The sequence below is a fragment of the Ferrovibrio sp. GW821-FHT12B10 genome (genome assembly GCF_058807515.1).
The window spans coordinates 440,074-455,103 of the sequence record NZ_JBXAQT010000001.1 but is presented as its reverse complement, the minus strand read 5'-3'; the positions used below and the strand labels follow the sequence as shown (position 1 = coordinate 455,103).

Sequence of the window (15,030 nt, the reverse complement as noted above, 5' to 3'; positions counted from 1 at the left end):
TTTTCCGCGCATGGCCCAAACAGATGTCGACGTCGCGATCCTCGGCGGCGGCATTGCTGGCCTCTGGCTGCTGGCGCGGCTGCGCAACGCGGGCTATAGCGCGCTGTTGCTGGAAAAGAATGCGCTCGGCGCCGGGCAGACCTTGGCCTCACAGGGCATCATCCATGGCGGCCTGAAATACGCCCTCGACCTCAAGCTGAATGCCGACGCGGCTGCCCTGGCCGACATGCCGGCGCGGTGGCGTGCCTGCCTGGCCGGCAGCGGCGAGCTTGATCTGCGCGCGGCGAAGCTGGCAGCGCCCAGTCATCTGTTCTGGGCACGCAAGACATTGGTCAGCCGCATCGCCGGATTTTTCGGCAGCAAGCTTCTGCGCGGTCGCGTCGAGGCCCTGCAGCACGCGCAATGGCCGGCCGTGCTGCAGGATGCCGAGAGCGTCGCCGCCGTCTATGCGCTGGATGAATGCGTGCTGGATGTGCCAAGCCTGTTGAATGCTTTGGCCGTACTGGGGCAAGACTGCATCGGTGGGATTGACGGCGATGTGACTATCGCGGCGCAAGACGATAGTGTGACGATCACGGCTGACGGCCGCAGTTTCACGGCTGGCACGCTGATTTCCACCGCCGGCGCCGGCAACGAGGCACTCATCGCGCAACTTGGGTTGCCCAGGCAGACAGCGCAGCGCCGGCCGTTGCATATGTTGATGGTCGATAATGCGCCGGGTCCCCTCTGGGCCCATTGTTTCGATGCCAGCGACAAGCCGCGCGTCACTGTCACCTCGCATGTCAGAGCCGATGGAATGCTCGTCTGGTATGTCGGTGGCCTGATCGCCGAAACCGGCGTGCAGCAGAGCGAAGCTGAGTTGATTGCCACCGCCAAGCAGGAATTCGCCACGCTGTTGCCCAGGCTTGATTTCAGCCGCAGCCGCTTTGCCGGCTATCGCGTCGACCGCGCCGAGGGCGCTACCGAAGACGGCCGGAAGCCCGAAGGCCCGGTCCTGAAACGTGCCGGCCGCGTGCTGCTGGCCTGGCCGACCAAGCTGGCGCTGGCGCCGCAACTGGCCGATCTGGTGCTGGCTGACCTGCCGCCGCCGTCTGGTCGCGTGTCCTCACAGGTTGGTATATGGCCTGCCGTCGCCATTGCCGCACCACCCTGGGAGACCAGCGCATGGAGATGAGGCTGCTGGGCAACACCGGGATCAGGGTCAGTCTCCTGGGTTTGGGCACCGTGAAGATCGGGCGCAATGAGGGCGTGAAATATCCTAGCGGCTTTAATCTGCCCGACGACGCTGCTGTTGTTGCGCTGCTGAATGAGGCCCGCGAACTCGGCATCAATCTGCTGGATACCGCGCCGGCCTATGGGCTTTCCGAAGACCGTCTGGGACGGCTGCTGCCGGGCAAGCGGGAAGACTGGGTGATCGTGACCAAGGCGGGCGAGACCTTCGAGAACGGCGTCTCGCGGTTCGACTTCTCGCCGGCGGCTATCCGTGCTTCGGTGGAAACCAGCCTGCGCCGCCTGCGCCTGGAGCATGTCGATGCCGTGTTGCTGCATTCCGATGGCGTGGATGAGAATACCGACCGTTTCCTGCCGGCGGCGGCGGAGTTGCAACACTTGAAACAGCGTGGCCTGATCCGCGCCGGTGGATTTTCGGGCAAGACGGCGGCCGGTGCTGACAGGATGGTGAATTGCACCGACCTGCTGATGGTGACCTATAATCCGGATTATACGGAGGAGGCGCCGGTAATTGCGCGTGCTGCGAAACAGGGCAGGGGTGTTCTGATCAAGAAGGCGCTGGTCAGCGGGCATGCCCACGACCCGGCCAGGGCGCTGGCGATGGCCGCGACACTGCCCGGTGTTTCCAGTATCGTGGTCGGCACGCTGTCGCCGGTCAATCTGCGGGCCAATGCCGCAGCGGTAACTGCAGCGGGGAGACCGGCGTGAGCGGAGAGGGCATGGACACGACAGGCGGCATCGCGGGCGCAGGCGAGCAGGAGTTCCTGTCCTTTGGCTGGGACGCCGTCACTCTCGCCGTTCCCGGTCAGACTGAGGATGCCGCGCCGCAGCCGGGTTTTGCCCGGGGCGATTTCGCCGTGGTCGGCCATGAAGACTCGTGGCTGGTGATCGCACTGCCGGCCAAGCTGGTGCTCGGCACGCTGCCCAGCGCTTCGGCCGTGCGCCGCTTTGTGGCGAAGTGTGTCAGCTTCCCGGCCCAGCCCAATGGCGCCATCATCGGCGCGGCGCGGCAGGCCATGCTGCAGGCAGTGGAAGAGGAACTGCATCTGGCGCGTCAGGCCGCCGATCTGCTGGAATCCAAGATCGCCGATCTGATGGGCAGCATCGACGACATCCAGGCCAAGTCGATCCTGTTCGGCCGCGACGACGAAGACGGCAAGTGATGCTCCCATGAGTGAACCGGGCGACCAGATCTATTCTTTCGGACGCGGCGCGACGCTGTTCCACGAGGGCGCCAGCGGCGACTTCTGCTACCTGCTGCTGTCGGGCCGGGTTGAAGTCTTCCGCATGAAGGATGATGAGAAAACCAAGCTGGGCGAGATCGGTGAGGGCGGTGTGGTCGGCGAGATGGCGCTGATCGATCCGGCGCCGCGCTCGGCCACTGTTGTGGCGATCGAGCCGACCACTGGCCGCCGCATCAATGGCGTGGCGCTGGAGCGCGCGCTGGCGAGCAGTCCGCCGCTGGCCCGTTATCTGCTGCAGACCTTCATCCGCAACATCCGCCACGCTGCCGGCATCCCGATGACCGGTATCACGCCCGAGGTGGTGACCGGCGAGATGATGTCGGCAACGATCAAGTCCGAGAACAACAGCATGCGGGTGATGGACCGTAAGGTCTATCAGCCCAGGGATGCGGTCTTCCGCGTCGGTCAGCCGGGCTACAATCTGTATCTTGTGCAGAGCGGTCGCGTCGATCTGGTGCGGGAAATTCCAGGCGGCGGCGAGGAGCGGCTGCGCAGCGTCGGTCCGGGCGAAGTCTTTGGCGAACTGGCGCTGCTGACCGGCGGCACCCGTCGCGCCTCGGCCATGGCTGTGGAAGCGACGGTCTGCGAGACCATATCGGCCACGCATTTCAAGGCCATCGTGAATGCCTGCCCGCCGGTGGTGAAAGCGCTGATGCGCATCTATGCGGATATCATGCTGCGCAACGCCACGGGCGGTGCGCCGCCGTAACGGCTGCATCGGTTACTGGCGCGGCGCGGCCGGCTTGATGATCGGTACATCCTGCAGCGAGCGGATATAAATCCCGACCACTTCCGGTCCCTGCAGCGAGCGGTTGACCTGGAACACCAGGCGGCGCTTCAGGCCTTCCAGATCCTTGTCGTAGACGCGGCCATTGGCGCCCAGCGGTTCGCGGTTCAATTCCATGATCACGGCGTTGTAGACGCGCGGCATCAGGGCATCGACCTTGCGGGCGTTCTCGACATTTCCGCAATCGATGTTCAGGGTCATGATCACGCGGCTGCCGGTCGGGCCGTTGACCGGCGCGGTGACGGCGTCGACCACCAGGACCGATGTGTTCACCAGCGGCTTTTCGGGCAGCTTTTCTTCAGCGCCTTCTTTCTTCTTCTTGTCTTCTTTTTTCTTGTCGGCAGCGGCAAACGCGCGCACGGGCAGCAGCAGGGCAGCCGCCAGACCACCGAGCAGGGCCCGGCGGTCAATATGGTTAAGAGCGTTCGCGCGTCGCATGGAAACGGATTTTATCCCATTTCTTCTCGATATAGGAAAGTTCCCATGCATTGCGGGCCATGAAGACCGGATTCCCGTCCCGGTCATCGGCCAGTGCGCCGCGATTCTGGTCGAGGAAATCGTCCAGATCACGCTTCTCGGCGGAGTCGACCCAGCGTGCGGTTTCGAAAGGGGCCTGCTCGAACCCGACCTCCAGGCTGTATTCCTCGGCCAGCCTGGCCGCGAGAACGTCAAGCTGAAGAGGCCCGACCAGACCGACGATCCAGTCCGCGCCGATGCGGGGGCGGAACACCTGGGTGACGCCCTCCTCGGCCAGATCCTCCAGCGCGCGCTGCAGGTGCTTGGCTTTCATCGGGTCGGACAGGCGCACGCGGCGTAGGATTTCCGGCGCGAAGTTCGGGATGCCGGTAAAGCGCAGGTCCTCGTTCTCGGTCAGTGTGTCACCCACCCGCAGCGTGCCGTGATTGGGGATGCCGATGATGTCGCCCGGCCAAGCCTCGTCGGCCAGCGAGCGGTCCTGCGCGAAGAACAGCGTGGGATTGCTCACCGTGATCGGTTTGCCGCTGCGCACCTGCTTCAACTTCATGCCGCGCTTGAAATGGCCAGAGCACAGCCGCAGGAAGGCGACGCGGTCGCGGTGGTTCTTGTCCATGTTGGCCTGGACCTTGAACACGAAGCCGGTGACGCTCTTGTCGGTCGGCTCGACCAGGCGCTTGTCGGTCATCTGCGGACGCGGCGGCGGCGCGAACTCGCCCAGACCTTTAAGCAGTTCATCGACACCGAAATTCTTCAACGCCGAACCGAAATAGACCGGGGTCATGTGGCCCTGGCGATAGGCCTCGACGTCGAATGGCGCGCAGGCGCCTTCGATCAGCGCGATGTCTTCCAGCAGCTTGGCGCGTTGCGCCTCAGGGATGTAATCGGCGGCGCGCGGGTCATCCAGGCCCTTGTCGAGGATGATGACTTCCGGCTCCAGGTTCTTGTTGTCCTTGCCGACCAGCAGCAGGCGTTTGCCGAACAGGTCATAGCAGCCGCGGAAATCGTGGCCCATGCCGATCGGCCAGTTGGCCGGCACGCATTCCAGCGCCAGCGTGGAAGCGACTTCATCCAGCAGCGAGAAGGGGTCCTGTGCCTCACGGTCCACCTTGTTGACGAAGGTGGCAATCGGCACATCGCGCAGGCGGCAGACCTCGAACAGCTTGCGCGTCTGGGTTTCGATACCCTTGGCGGCATCGAGCACCATGACCGCACTATCGACGGCCGTCAGCGTCCGGTACGTGTCTTCGCTGAAGTCTTCATGGCCCGGTGTGTCGAGCAGGTTGAAGGTCCAGCCTTTGAACTCGAAGTTCATCACCGAGGTCGAGACCGAGATGCCGCGCTGCTGCTCGATCTTGAGGAAGTCCGAGCGCGCACGCCGGCTTTCACCGCGCGCCTTCACGGCGCCGGCCAAGTGGATCGCGCCGCCGAACAGCAGCAGCTTTTCGGTCAGCGTGGTCTTGCCCGCGTCAGGATGCGCGATGATGGCGAAAGTACGCCGGGCGCCAATGGGATCACTGGCGCCCGGTATGGTGACTGCAGCTTCGGACATCGGACTTTACGCTACCTCAGAAATCTGGCCCGGCTGTCCTGATATGGGCCCGCTCAGCGGTCGTTCCACCCCTTGCCGGCTTCGGCACGCTGCACCAGCAGATTGGCTGGTTCCCAGTGCTTGCCGTGGATCTTGTGGAAGCCGCGGATCGTGGCGAGGACCTTGTCGAGACCGATCTGTTCGGCCCAGAACATCGGCCCGCCGCGATAGACGGGGAAGCCATAGCCGAAAAGGTAGGTGATGTCGATATCGCTGGCCCGGATGGCGATGCCTTCCTCCAGGATTTTCGCGCCTTCATTGACCAGCGGATACATGCAGCGCTGCACGATTTCCTCGTCGGAAATCTCCCGTCGTTCAATGCCTTGCTCCTTGGCCGAAGCCAGGATGATCTCCTGGACCACCGGATCGGGCACGGCATTGCGGCCATCATACTTGTAGAAGCCGGCGCCGGTCTTCTGGCCGAAACGGCCCAGTTCGCATAGGCGGTCGGCTACCGGCGAATAGCGCTCGTCCTTGGGGCGCAGATGCGCCTTGCCCTTGCGGATGCGCCAGCCGACATCCAGGCCGGCAAGATCGCCCATGCGGAACGGCCCCATGGCGAGGCCGAAACGCTCCAGCGCGCCATCAACCTGCTCGGGTGTGGCGCCTTCCTCCAGCAGGAAGTTGGCCTGGCGAGTATAGCCGTGCAGCATGCGGTTGCCGATGAAGCCGTCGCAGTTTCCGGCCAGCACAGCGACCTTCTTCAGCGTCTTGCCCAGCGCCATCACGGTTGCGATGGTCTCGGGCGAGGATTTGGTGCCGCGTACATTCTCCAGCAGTTTCATCACATTCGCCGGGCTGAAGAAATGCGTGCCGATCACGGCTTCCGGCCGTTTGGTGGCGCTGGCGATCTCGTCGACGTCGAGCGTCGAGGTGTTGGTGGCCAGCACCGCGCCCGGCTTCATCACCTTGTCGAGTTTGCCGAAGACCTCTTTCTTGATGCCCATCTCCTCGAACACGGCTTCGATGACGATATCGGCATTACCGATATCCTCGAAATGCTGCGTGGCCGAGATCAGCTTCATCGCACGATCCATGGCCTCCTGCTTCATGCTGCCGCGGGCGACCGATGTGGCATAGTTCTTTTCGATCACGCCCAGGCCGCGCGTCAGCGCTTCCTGCGAGGTGTCCAGCAGCTTCACCGGAATGCCGGCGTTGGCGAAGTTCATGGCGATGCCGCCGCCCATGGTGCCGGCGCCGAGAATGGCGGCCGACTTGATCTCCTTGGGCTTCACATCCTCGGGCAGGCCGGGAATCTTGGCCGCTTCACGCTCGGAAAAGAAGGCGTGGATCTGGGCCGCGCGCTGCGGGCTGGCCATGCATTCGAAGAAGTATTCGCGTTCCTTGGCCAGGCCTTCGTCCATCGGCAGCTTGGTGGCGGCCTCCACCGCATCGATGCAGCGCCAGGGGCCCAGGAAGCCCTTGGCCTTGCGTTCGATGCTCTTGCGGTAGTCGGCGAACACGGCGGGATCGACGTTGGTGATCTTCTCGTTCATGTCGCGCACCAGACGCAGCGGGCGCTTCTCGGCGACGACCTTTTTGGCAAAGGCTAGCGCGCCCGCCAGTAGATCGTCGCTGACGATCTCGTCGATGGCGCCAAGTTCAGCGGCTTTCTTGTTGGGTATCGGATTGCCCGACACGATCATATCGAGCGCTACCTTGGGGCCGACCACACGCGGCAGGCGCTGCGTGCCGCCTGAGCCCGGCAGCAGGCCGAGCTTCACCTCCGGCAGGCCCACCTGGCCGCTGTCGACGCCCACGCGCCAGTGGCAGGTCAGCGCGACCTCGAAGCCGCCACCGAGCGCCGTGCCATGCAGGGCGGCTACCACCGGCTTCGTCATCGCTTCGATGCGCTTTAGCACATCGGGCAGATAGGGCTGGGTCGGCGGCTTGCCGAATTCCTTGATGTCGGCGCCGGCAATGAAGGTACGGCCGCCCCCGATGATTACGGCCGCCTGGACGGCGGCATCGGCATCGGCCTTGTCGAGGCCGGCGATGATGCCGGCGCGGACGCCCTGGCTCAGCGCGTTGACGGGGGGATTTTCAATGGTGAGGACGGCAACGCCGTCTTGGACGGCATAAGCGACGGGATCGGTCACGTTTCTCTCCGGGAATCTTCTACATTGTCGGACAATCGGTTATAGCCGACCGAAAGAATGCGGGCAAAAGCCTTGGACTGCCGCTACGTCAGCGCTAAGTGTATGGAATGGCCAGTTTTTCTGAATATCGTGCACGCGAATGGGATGATCGCCGGCTGATGCTGGCGGCATTGCTGTCCATCGTGCTGCACGGGTTGGTCGCTCTGGTGATGCTGCTGGAGCCATGGACTTGGCGACTCCAGCCCGAGCCGCCACCGATTCTGGCGGAGTTCGTGATGCCTGAGCCACCCAAGGCGGTGCCGCCTCCGCCACCCCCGCCGCCGCCCGCGCCGACTCCACCCGAGCCACAGACGCAGGCGCCGCAGGCTCTGCCGGCACCGCCGCCGCCGGCGCCCGTGCCGCAACTCCGGCGCGGCGCGGCGGTCACCGACCGTTCCGTGGCGCCGCCGAGTGCGGGTGAGCGCAACAAGCCGCAGCCGAAAACGGCCGAGCCGAAACCGGAAGACGGTCTGGGCCCGCGCACGCCGCGCCAGAGCCAGGCCGGCAATCGGCAGTCGGGTACGCAGAGCAGCGCACCGGGCATGCCGGGCGAGCGGATGACGCAGTCGGAAAGCGATTTCTTCCTCAGCCAGATTGTCACCATCTGGCCGATCGATTTCGACGCACCACAATTCGCCAATATCCAGATCGACGGCGCCTATATGGTGCTGCCGAATGGCATGCTCGCGCCGCCATTCGGCAAGAACGATCCCTGGGACATGAATGCGATGATCCGCGGCTGGGACCGCATCGCCAACGACCAACGTCCGCAGGCCGTCGCGCTGCGCACGGCGATGGAAACCCTGATGCGCGCCATGCGGAATGCGCAGCCGATGGCCATGCCGCCTAACGCGCAGGGCTATCCCAAGATTCTCGTCATGGAATTCAAGATCGGCGATCTGCAGTAATCGCCGTGTTTACTGCGGCCGCATCTTTTCGATCGCCGACGTGTAGCTCTTCTTGATGTTGTTGCGGATTTCGTCGAGCACTGGCTTTACCGTTTCATGCTCGCGGATGCGCTGCCAGTAGGCGGCCAGCGCCGGCCGCTTCTCCAGCAGGTCCTGCCCCAGGGCCAGCGGCATCACTTCGGCCACGTAGAGCAGGGCGGGCGCCAGCGCGCAGTCGGCCTGCGTGATATTGGCGCCGGCGGCGCAGCCGTCCTTGGCCACATAGGCGTCGAGGAATTTCAACCCGCGCGCCAGCGGTGGCGCCAGTGCCGCGACGGCGGCATGGTTCTCGGGCGCGGTGAACAGCAGCACGAAGAAGTCATGCAACGGCGGCGCAACGTAAAGATCGACCAGGCGCACGATCAGGTTGACCCTTGCGCGCTCTGTCGGATCGGCAGGCCAGAGCGAGGCGCCGGGCAGCACGGCATCGAGATAGGCGCAGATCACGTCGGATTCCGGCAGCACACTGCCGTCATCCAGCACCAGCGCGGGTACCTTGCCCAGTGGCGTGATCTGTCGGTATTCGGCAGGCGCCGGCGGCTTGATCATTTCAAGCTCGGCGCCCTTGGCGCGCAGGAACAGGCGCACGCGGGCGGCAAAGGGCGAGGCGTCGTAATTGTAGAGCTTCATGGCTTGCATCCATGCTGGCGCAGACTGCTCCAGTCGCTGAGCTTGCTGCGCGGGCTCGGCGCGATGGCACTGGTGGTTTCCACCGTTTCGATACGCTTCCAGCCGGCCCAGTCCACGACATTGACACCGCGGGCCATCAGCCAGGAATCCAGCGCACCGGAACCGGCTTTCGCGGGTGATGCATCCTCGGCGTAATCGGCGAGGATCAGGTCGGCGACGGTTTTCGATTCCGCGCGGTTGGTCGGGATGGTGCCCGAGGGACCACGCTTGGCCCAGCCCACCACATAGAGACCGGGTGCGATGCGGCCATCGGTATTGGCGATCACACCCTTGGCGTCGGTCGGCGGCAGGTCGCCGTCGGTGGCGGTGTAATAGCCAATGGCGCGGATCAGCGTGCCGATTTCCAACGGCGCGTCGCGACCAACCAGCTTTAGGCCCTCGACGCGATCCTTGCCCAGCACGGCTTCCGAGCGCTGGTTGAACATGAAATGCAGCCGGATCGGCTTGTCGTCGGTACGGTCTGCGAATTCATGCAGCAGCTGCAGGTTCTTTTCCTTCACCTTCAGCTCGGCCGGATCGATGCCGGCGGGAAGGCCTTCCGGCAGATCGGCTTTGCTCACCACCGGACGCACGCGCTCCAGGCGACCGATCTCGGCCAGTTCGGCACTGGTGAAGCTGGCCTCGATCGGGCCGCGACGGCCCAGCGCATAAAGATCAGTGAGTGGCGCCGCGCCGATCACATCGGCCGCATGGGCGGTCAGGTCGCTGTTCGCCATCTCGGCCTTGCTCTTGCCCAGCACGCGCAGGATATCGACCGAGACATTGCCCATGCCGATCACGGCCACGGCCGGCCGGTCGAGCAGGGGTTCAAGGTCGCGGAAATCCGGATGGCCGTTATACCAGCCGACAAAGGCCATTGAGCCGTAACAGCCGGGCAGCTCCTCGCCGGGCACGCCCATCGGCCGGTCCGCATGGGCGCCCAGCGCCAGCACCACGGCATCGTAATGACTGCTCAGCTCAGCCAGCGGGATGTCCCGGCCCACGGCCACGTTGCCCAGGAAGCGCACATTGGTGTTGGCGAACAGGCGGTCGAACTGGCGGGTGACTGCCTTGGTGCCCTGATGATCGGGGGCGACTCCGAAGCGAACGAGGCCGTAGGGCGTGGCCAGCCGGTCGAAAACGTCAATTTTCAGGTCCGGGCGCTGGCGGATCAGGGCGTCGGCGCAGAACAGTCCCGAGGGACCGCTGCCGATAATGGCGATATGGTGCAGCACAGCCTGGTTTCGTCTATGATTGGTCAAAATGTCGCCGCAACCTTAGTGCAGCCTGCCGCTGTTATGCAAACCTGGCATCCCGGATTTCCCTCCAGCCGGCCGGACTGTCTCAGAGCTGAAGTCATTCCTGGCCGATGAGCGAACAAGATCCCCCGAGTTTCCGTGTTCTCAATGCGCAGGGCCGCGCCCCGGCCGTGCTGATCTGCGACCATGCCTCACGCGCCGTGCCGGCGGCCATGAACAATCTCGGCCTCCCCGATGACGAGTTGCTGCGACATATCGGCTGGGATCCGGGCACGGCCGCGATCACCGAGCGGCTGGCCCAGACGCTGGATGCGCCGGCAGTGTTCAGTGGCGTGTCGCGGCTGGTGATCGACTGCAACCGGCGGCCCGACGATCCGACCCTGATCTGCGAAGTGAGCGACGGCACCATTGTGCCGGGCAACCGCAATCTCGATGCGGCCGAGCGCGAACGCCGGCTCAACAAATATTTCCATCCCTATCATGCGGCGATTGAGGACACGATGGATGCGGCGCGCGAGCGCGTCCCCGAGCCGGCGCTGCTGTCGATCCACAGCTTCACGCCGCGCATGCGGGTGAAGGGCATGGACCGGCCCTGGCATATCGGCGTGGTCTGGGACCGTGACGGCCGGCTAGCCCAGCCGCTGCTGAAGGCGCTGCGCGACGAGGGCGACCTCGTGGTCGGCGACAACGAACCCTACAGCGGCAAGGACCATTCCGGTTATTCGATCTTCGCCCATGGCCAGAACAAAGGGCTGCATCACGTGATGATCGAGGTGCGGCAGGATCTGGTCAGCGACGAGGCTGGCATCAAGGAATGGTCGGTGCGGCTGGAACGCTGCTTCCGCCGCATGCTCATCGATGCCGGGCTGATGCGCCCGGCCGCCACTGCTGCCTGATCCATACAGCGTATCCGGGGGAAGCATGATCTCTGCCGACGAGTTCACTATCGGCATCGAGGAGGAGCACCTGCTGGTCGATCGCCGCACCGGCGTGCTGGCGGTGGAGCCGCCCGATGCGCTGCTGGCTGAGTGCGAAAGCCTGGTCGGCGGCCAGATTAATCCCGAATTCCTGAAATGCCAGATCGAGATCGTCACCAAGGTCTGCGGCAGCATGGGCGAGGCGCGTGCCGATCTGGTGCGGCTGCGCTCGGCCATCGCCGAGGTGGCGGCGAAGCACGATCTGGCGCCGATTGCCGCCTCGACGCATCCGTTCGCCAAATGGAGCGACCAGAAGCATACCGACCGCGCGCGCTACGACCAGCTCGCCAAGGACCTAGCCGGCGTGGCGCGGCGACTGATCATCTGCGGCATGCATGTCCATGTTGGCATCCCCGATGACGACCTGCGGATCGACCTGATGAACCAGGTCAGCTATTTCCTGCCGCATCTGCTGGCACTCTCGGCCTCGTCGCCGTTCTGGCAGGGCGAGGAAACCGGGCTGCAGTCCTATCGCCTGTCGGTCTTCGACAGCCTGCCGCGCACGGGACTCCCTGAGCGTCTGGAGACCTGGGGCGAATACCAGCGGCTGGTCAATCGCCTGATGCAGGCCGGCCTGATCCAGGATGCCACGAAACTCTGGTGGGACATCCGGCCGTCCGCGCGCTACCCCACCTTGGAGCTGCGCGTCACGGATGTTTGCACAAGACTCGACGATGGCATCAGCGTTGCGGCGCTCTATCGCTGCCTGCTCGCCGTGCTGCTGCGGCTGAAGCAGAAGAACCAGCGCTGGCGCATCTATGCCAACGCCCTGATCGATGAGAACCGCTGGCTGGCCCAACGCTATGGCATCGCCGGCACCCTGGTCGATTTCGGTAAGGGCGAGGCGCTGCCCTATGCCAGCCTGCTCGAGGAACTGATCGAACTGGTCCGCGAAGAGGCGATCCGGATGGGCTGCCTGCCCGAGATCGAGCGGGCGCGCGGCATCCTGTCGCGCGGGACGTCGGCGCAACGGCAGTTGCAAGTCTACCGCGATGCGCTACATGCTGGGATGGACAAGCCGACCGCATTAAAGGCCGTGGTCGACTGGCTGATCGCCGAGACCGTCAACTTTGAAGTACCGAACTAGGAGGCAGAGATGGCCGACAAGATCGATGACAAGACGCAAACCGAGCTGGAGGCAGCTGCCTTCCGCCGCCTGGTCGAGCATCTGCGCGAGCGCACCGATGTGCAGAATATCGACCTGATGAACCTGGCCGGCTTCTGCCGCAACTGCCTGTCGAACTGGTACCAGGATGCCGCCAAGGGCAAGGGGATCGAGATCGATAAAATGGCTGCCCGCGAGACCATCTACGGCATGCCCTACGCCGACTGGCAGGCGAAATACCAGAAAGAGGCCTCGCCCGATCAGCAGAAGGCCTTCGCCGAAGCGCAGAAAAACCACAAGCATTAGCTTTTTGGCACATAGGGATAACCCCATCTGTCCACAGGCGGCGCATTCCTGTGGATAACTGACGGCCAGACGAGAGCAAGTGGTAGGCGGGCGGGTCTTGCTGGCTATAATCCGCGCCAACCGCATTCTCAGATTTATGAAGGGTCGCCGCCATGGCCAAGCTCAATTCCGGAAACTTCTCGACCGATCAGCTCAATCAGCTTGTCGCCCGCATCGAGCGTCTGGAAGAAGAGAAGAAGGCGCTGGCCGACGACATCAAGGAAGTCTATGCCGAGGCCAAGGCGCATGGCTTCGATGTGAAGATCCTTCGCCAGGTGATCCGCCTGCGCAAGATGGACAAGGCCGATCTGGCCGAGCAGGAAACCCTCCTGCAGGTCTACATGGACGCGCTGGGCATGACGACCGACCACAGCGCTGCCGACGCCGCCGCGGCGGAATAATCCATGCGCGCCGCCAGCCTGACCCTTGTCGGCCTGGCGGCGCTGCTCTCCCTTGATGCGGCTGCACAGCAGCAGCAGCGCCCGCCATCGATCATCACCGATGACGCCCAGGCCTGCATCTCGGTTGCCAATCTCACGCAGTACAACTGGCCGATCACGCTGGCGCGCGAAGGCCGTCAGCGCAGCACAGTGAACGTCAAGGCCCGCGAAGTGATGCGCTTTTGCGTGCCTGACCGGCTCAAGCCCGGCGAGCATATCATCGTGACATTGCGCTCAGCCTGGTTGCCGCTGGGCGAATGCAAGCTGCTCAATCGCGGCACCATGGAAATCTTCCGGGTGCCCGACAAGACGCTTACGCCGGGCGAGCGTACCGAAGTGAAGTGCTACGAGGGCCGTTAGGCCGTCATCGTATCAGGGACGCGCCAGCGCCCAGCGCCAGACAGTGCCGTCATCCGGGTCTTCCACGGCTTCGATCAGCGCAAAGCCGCGGCTGCGCAGGATCGCGGTGGAGGCATTCTCCTCCGGCAGGGTATGCGCCAGCACCGCTTGAATCTCGTATTCATTGAACGCGATCTTCAGCAGTTCGCGCGCCATGACCTTGCCAATGCCCTGGCCTTCATAGCCCGGAAACGTGAAGTAGGCGATTTCGACCAGGCCCTGCACCGGCGCTGCCTTGAAGGCGCAGGTGCCGACCACGGCATTGTCGGCCTCGCGGATGGCGAGATAGCTTATCCAGGGTTCGGTGGCGCCGGTCTGGGCATAGAGATCGAGCGTGGCCGTCGCCACTTCCGCGGCGAGCTCGGCCACCGCGGCATGGTTGGGATGTTCGGCCAGTACCGTCGCCGGATGGGCGGACAGACTTTCCAGATATGGCGTATAGAGCGGTTTGAGTGTCAGCATCAGCGGGTTCTGAACGATCCCGTGCGGGCAGGCAAGCGATTAGTGGCTTTTCAGCCAGTCCATAAGAGTGGGCAATACCACCTGGGGCTTACGCACCCAGCGGAAATGGTCGATGCCGTCGATGCCCATCGCCTTGGGATCGAGATGATGCCGTGTCACTGCCGCCCCGGGGAAGCGCCGCACGATGTCGTCCATCGCGTGTTTGGGCGCGAAGAAATCGCCCTGCAGCGAAATCGCCAGCACGGGCAGGGCCATGGTCGCCAATGCGGCATCATGGTCGATGCGGGACGGTTTGCCGAACCAGAACCGCCCGGTGCGTGCCTGCCGGCCCCAGTCGGCGATCACGCTGCGCGCCTCGCGACCGGCGAATTTGAATTTTTCGCCTGGAAAATGGCCGAGCAGTTTCGAGACCAGCACGGCCGCCTGGCTGTAGGGCCAGAAGGGCAGCGGCCAGAGTTTCCAGTGCACCGAACTGACGGCGGTGAGGATCAGGCCGTTTAATTGCTTTGGGTGATGGGCGGCATAGATCGCGCTGATCTGACCGCCGAGGCTGTGGCCGTAGAGATAGAAGGGGGCGCCGGGAAAGCGCGTCTTCACGGCTGTGACGGCCTGCGGCCAGTCCTCGGTCAGCATCTCGGTGTAGCCGAAGTCGTAGTCGCGTCCCGGCCGCCGGCCGCCGGTCTCTTCATGGCCGCGCAGTTCGGCGACAGCGACATTGTAGCCGGCCTGCTGCAGTCCACTGGCGAGCGGCGCGTAATAGCCGGCCTTCACGCCCATGGCCGGCTCGATCAGGATGGCCGGTGCAGCCGCATTCGTGGCGGGGTAGACATGCAATGCGAAGCTGGTGGCTTCTGTGTTGCGCTGCAGGCGGATGATCTCGGGCGTCGTCATGACCAGATCAAGCCATGACGCCCGATGATCCGCAATTACCTTTCGAATTATAACGCTGCGGCATGCCGCAGC

17 protein-coding genes are annotated in these 15,030 nt (G+C 64.1%); 10 read left to right on the top strand and 7 right to left on the bottom strand.

Going from position 1 to position 15,030, the window contains the following annotated elements; translation table 11 throughout:
• The first annotated feature begins 10 nt into the window (after positions 1-10).
• Genes AC1RRT_RS02435 through AC1RRT_RS02420 form a run of 4 tightly spaced genes read left to right on the top strand, consistent with a single transcriptional unit; the run spans position 11 to position 3,183 of the window.
• On the top strand, positions 11-1,174 hold the full coding sequence (locus AC1RRT_RS02435; protein ID WP_493012061.1) for an FAD-dependent oxidoreductase: 1,164 nt from the start codon (positions 11-13) through the stop codon (positions 1,172-1,174).
• On the top strand, positions 1,165-1,938 hold the full coding sequence (locus tag AC1RRT_RS02430) for an aldo/keto reductase (protein ID WP_493012060.1): 774 nt from the start codon (positions 1,165-1,167) through the stop codon (positions 1,936-1,938). The genes AC1RRT_RS02435 and AC1RRT_RS02430 overlap by 10 nt, the downstream gene beginning before the upstream one ends.
• A gap of 11 nt (positions 1,939-1,949) precedes the next feature.
• On the top strand, positions 1,950-2,393 hold the full coding sequence (locus AC1RRT_RS02425) for a hypothetical protein (protein ID WP_493012059.1): 444 nt from the start codon (positions 1,950-1,952) through the stop codon (positions 2,391-2,393).
• 7 nt (positions 2,394-2,400) lie between these two features.
• Complete coding sequence (locus AC1RRT_RS02420; protein ID WP_493012058.1) at positions 2,401-3,183, top strand: cyclic nucleotide-binding domain-containing protein; 783 nt, start codon at positions 2,401-2,403, stop codon at positions 3,181-3,183.
• Between the two features lie 12 nt (positions 3,184-3,195).
• On the opposite strand, the gene AC1RRT_RS02415 is transcribed toward AC1RRT_RS02420, so the two are convergent.
• From AC1RRT_RS02415 to AC1RRT_RS02405, 3 genes are read right to left on the bottom strand one after another with little or no spacing between them, the layout of a single operon-like run.
• On the bottom strand, positions 3,196-3,699 hold the full coding sequence (locus tag AC1RRT_RS02415) for a hypothetical protein (protein WP_493012057.1): 504 nt from the start codon (positions 3,697-3,699) through the stop codon (positions 3,196-3,198).
• On the bottom strand, positions 3,677-5,287 hold the full coding sequence (locus tag AC1RRT_RS02410) for a peptide chain release factor 3 (RefSeq protein ID WP_493012056.1): 1,611 nt from the start codon (positions 5,285-5,287) through the stop codon (positions 3,677-3,679). The genes AC1RRT_RS02415 and AC1RRT_RS02410 overlap by 23 nt, the downstream gene beginning before the upstream one ends.
• A 53-nt stretch (positions 5,288-5,340) precedes the next feature.
• Positions 5,341-7,425 carry a 3-hydroxyacyl-CoA dehydrogenase NAD-binding domain-containing protein gene (locus AC1RRT_RS02405; RefSeq protein WP_493012055.1) on the bottom strand — a complete coding sequence of 695 codons (2,085 nt, stop codon included), beginning with the start codon at positions 7,423-7,425 and terminating at the stop codon, positions 5,341-5,343.
• A 107-nt stretch (positions 7,426-7,532) separates the two neighbouring features.
• Between AC1RRT_RS02405 and AC1RRT_RS02400 the strand changes: the two genes are divergently transcribed.
• Positions 7,533-8,372, top strand: a complete 840-nt coding sequence (locus AC1RRT_RS02400) for a hypothetical protein (protein ID WP_493012054.1) — start codon at positions 7,533-7,535, stop codon at positions 8,370-8,372.
• A gap of 9 nt (positions 8,373-8,381) precedes the next feature.
• Here the strand turns inward: AC1RRT_RS02400 and AC1RRT_RS02395 are convergent, their stop codons facing one another.
• Both AC1RRT_RS02395 and AC1RRT_RS02390 read right to left on the bottom strand, forming a co-directional pair.
• Positions 8,382-9,041, bottom strand: coding sequence for a glutathione S-transferase family protein (locus AC1RRT_RS02395; protein WP_493012053.1), 660 nt, complete (start codon positions 9,039-9,041; stop codon positions 8,382-8,384).
• Positions 9,038-10,315, bottom strand: a complete 1,278-nt coding sequence (locus AC1RRT_RS02390; RefSeq protein ID WP_493012052.1) for a ferredoxin--NADP reductase domain-containing protein — start codon at positions 10,313-10,315, stop codon at positions 9,038-9,040. The genes AC1RRT_RS02395 and AC1RRT_RS02390 overlap by 4 nt, the downstream gene beginning before the upstream one ends.
• 134 nt (positions 10,316-10,449) lie before the next feature.
• Here AC1RRT_RS02390 and AC1RRT_RS02385 point away from each other — a divergent pair, with 134 nt between their 5' ends.
• From AC1RRT_RS02385 to AC1RRT_RS02365, 5 genes are all read left to right on the top strand, one after another.
• Complete coding sequence (locus AC1RRT_RS02385; protein WP_493012051.1) at positions 10,450-11,235, top strand: N-formylglutamate amidohydrolase; 786 nt, start codon at positions 10,450-10,452, stop codon at positions 11,233-11,235.
• 28 nt (positions 11,236-11,263) lie between these two features.
• Positions 11,264-12,403, top strand: coding sequence for a carboxylate-amine ligase (locus AC1RRT_RS02380; RefSeq protein WP_493015122.1), 1,140 nt, complete (start codon positions 11,264-11,266; stop codon positions 12,401-12,403).
• Between the two features lie 9 nt (positions 12,404-12,412).
• The gene (locus tag AC1RRT_RS02375; RefSeq protein ID WP_493012050.1) at positions 12,413-12,727 is read left to right on the top strand and encodes a DUF1244 domain-containing protein; all 315 of its coding nucleotides are present in this window, start codon (positions 12,413-12,415) and stop codon (positions 12,725-12,727) included.
• A 152-nt stretch (positions 12,728-12,879) separates the two neighbouring features.
• Positions 12,880-13,167 carry a DUF2312 domain-containing protein gene (locus tag AC1RRT_RS02370; protein ID WP_493012049.1) on the top strand — a complete coding sequence of 96 codons (288 nt, stop codon included), beginning with the start codon at positions 12,880-12,882 and terminating at the stop codon, positions 13,165-13,167.
• A 3-nt stretch (positions 13,168-13,170) separates the two neighbouring features.
• Complete coding sequence (locus tag AC1RRT_RS02365; protein WP_493012048.1) at positions 13,171-13,566, top strand: hypothetical protein; 396 nt, start codon at positions 13,171-13,173, stop codon at positions 13,564-13,566.
• Between the two features lie 12 nt (positions 13,567-13,578).
• Here the strand turns inward: AC1RRT_RS02365 and AC1RRT_RS02360 are convergent, their stop codons facing one another.
• Positions 13,579-14,067 (bottom strand): GNAT family N-acetyltransferase, encoded by a 489-nt coding sequence (locus AC1RRT_RS02360; protein ID WP_493012047.1) that lies wholly within the window; start codon positions 14,065-14,067, stop codon positions 13,579-13,581.
• 39 nt (positions 14,068-14,106) lie between these two features.
• Positions 14,107-14,958: an alpha/beta hydrolase family protein gene (locus AC1RRT_RS02355; RefSeq protein ID WP_493012046.1), complete on the bottom strand. Its 852-nt coding sequence runs from the start codon at positions 14,956-14,958 to the stop codon at positions 14,107-14,109.
• Between the last annotated feature and the right edge of the window lie 72 nt (positions 14,959-15,030).

Excerpts from the sequence above, each read along its gene's own strand:
- AC1RRT_RS02435 (WP_493012061.1), top strand. The coding sequence starts at position 11 with ATGGCCCAAACAGATGTCGACGTCGCGATCCTCGGCGGCGGCATTGCT.
- AC1RRT_RS02430 (WP_493012060.1), top strand. The coding sequence starts at position 1,165 with ATGGAGATGAGGCTGCTGGGCAACACCGGGATCAGGGTCAGTCTCCTG.
- AC1RRT_RS02425 (WP_493012059.1), top strand. The coding sequence starts at position 1,950 with ATGGACACGACAGGCGGCATCGCGGGCGCAGGCGAGCAGGAGTTCCTG.
- AC1RRT_RS02420 (WP_493012058.1), top strand. The coding sequence starts at position 2,401 with ATGAGTGAACCGGGCGACCAGATCTATTCTTTCGGACGCGGCGCGACG.
- AC1RRT_RS02415 (WP_493012057.1), bottom strand. The coding sequence starts at position 3,699 with ATGCGACGCGCGAACGCTCTTAACCATATTGACCGCCGGGCCCTGCTC.
- AC1RRT_RS02410 (WP_493012056.1), bottom strand. The coding sequence starts at position 5,287 with ATGTCCGAAGCTGCAGTCACCATACCGGGCGCCAGTGATCCCATTGGC.
- AC1RRT_RS02400 (WP_493012054.1), top strand. The coding sequence starts at position 7,533 with ATGGCCAGTTTTTCTGAATATCGTGCACGCGAATGGGATGATCGCCGG.
- AC1RRT_RS02395 (WP_493012053.1), bottom strand. The coding sequence starts at position 9,041 with ATGAAGCTCTACAATTACGACGCCTCGCCCTTTGCCGCCCGCGTGCGC.
- AC1RRT_RS02385 (WP_493012051.1), top strand. The coding sequence starts at position 10,450 with ATGAGCGAACAAGATCCCCCGAGTTTCCGTGTTCTCAATGCGCAGGGC.
- AC1RRT_RS02375 (WP_493012050.1), top strand. The coding sequence starts at position 12,413 with ATGGCCGACAAGATCGATGACAAGACGCAAACCGAGCTGGAGGCAGCT.
- AC1RRT_RS02370 (WP_493012049.1), top strand. The coding sequence starts at position 12,880 with ATGGCCAAGCTCAATTCCGGAAACTTCTCGACCGATCAGCTCAATCAG.
- AC1RRT_RS02365 (WP_493012048.1), top strand. The coding sequence starts at position 13,171 with ATGCGCGCCGCCAGCCTGACCCTTGTCGGCCTGGCGGCGCTGCTCTCC.
- AC1RRT_RS02360 (WP_493012047.1), bottom strand. The coding sequence starts at position 14,067 with ATGCTGACACTCAAACCGCTCTATACGCCATATCTGGAAAGTCTGTCC.
- AC1RRT_RS02355 (WP_493012046.1), bottom strand. The coding sequence starts at position 14,958 with ATGACGACGCCCGAGATCATCCGCCTGCAGCGCAACACAGAAGCCACC.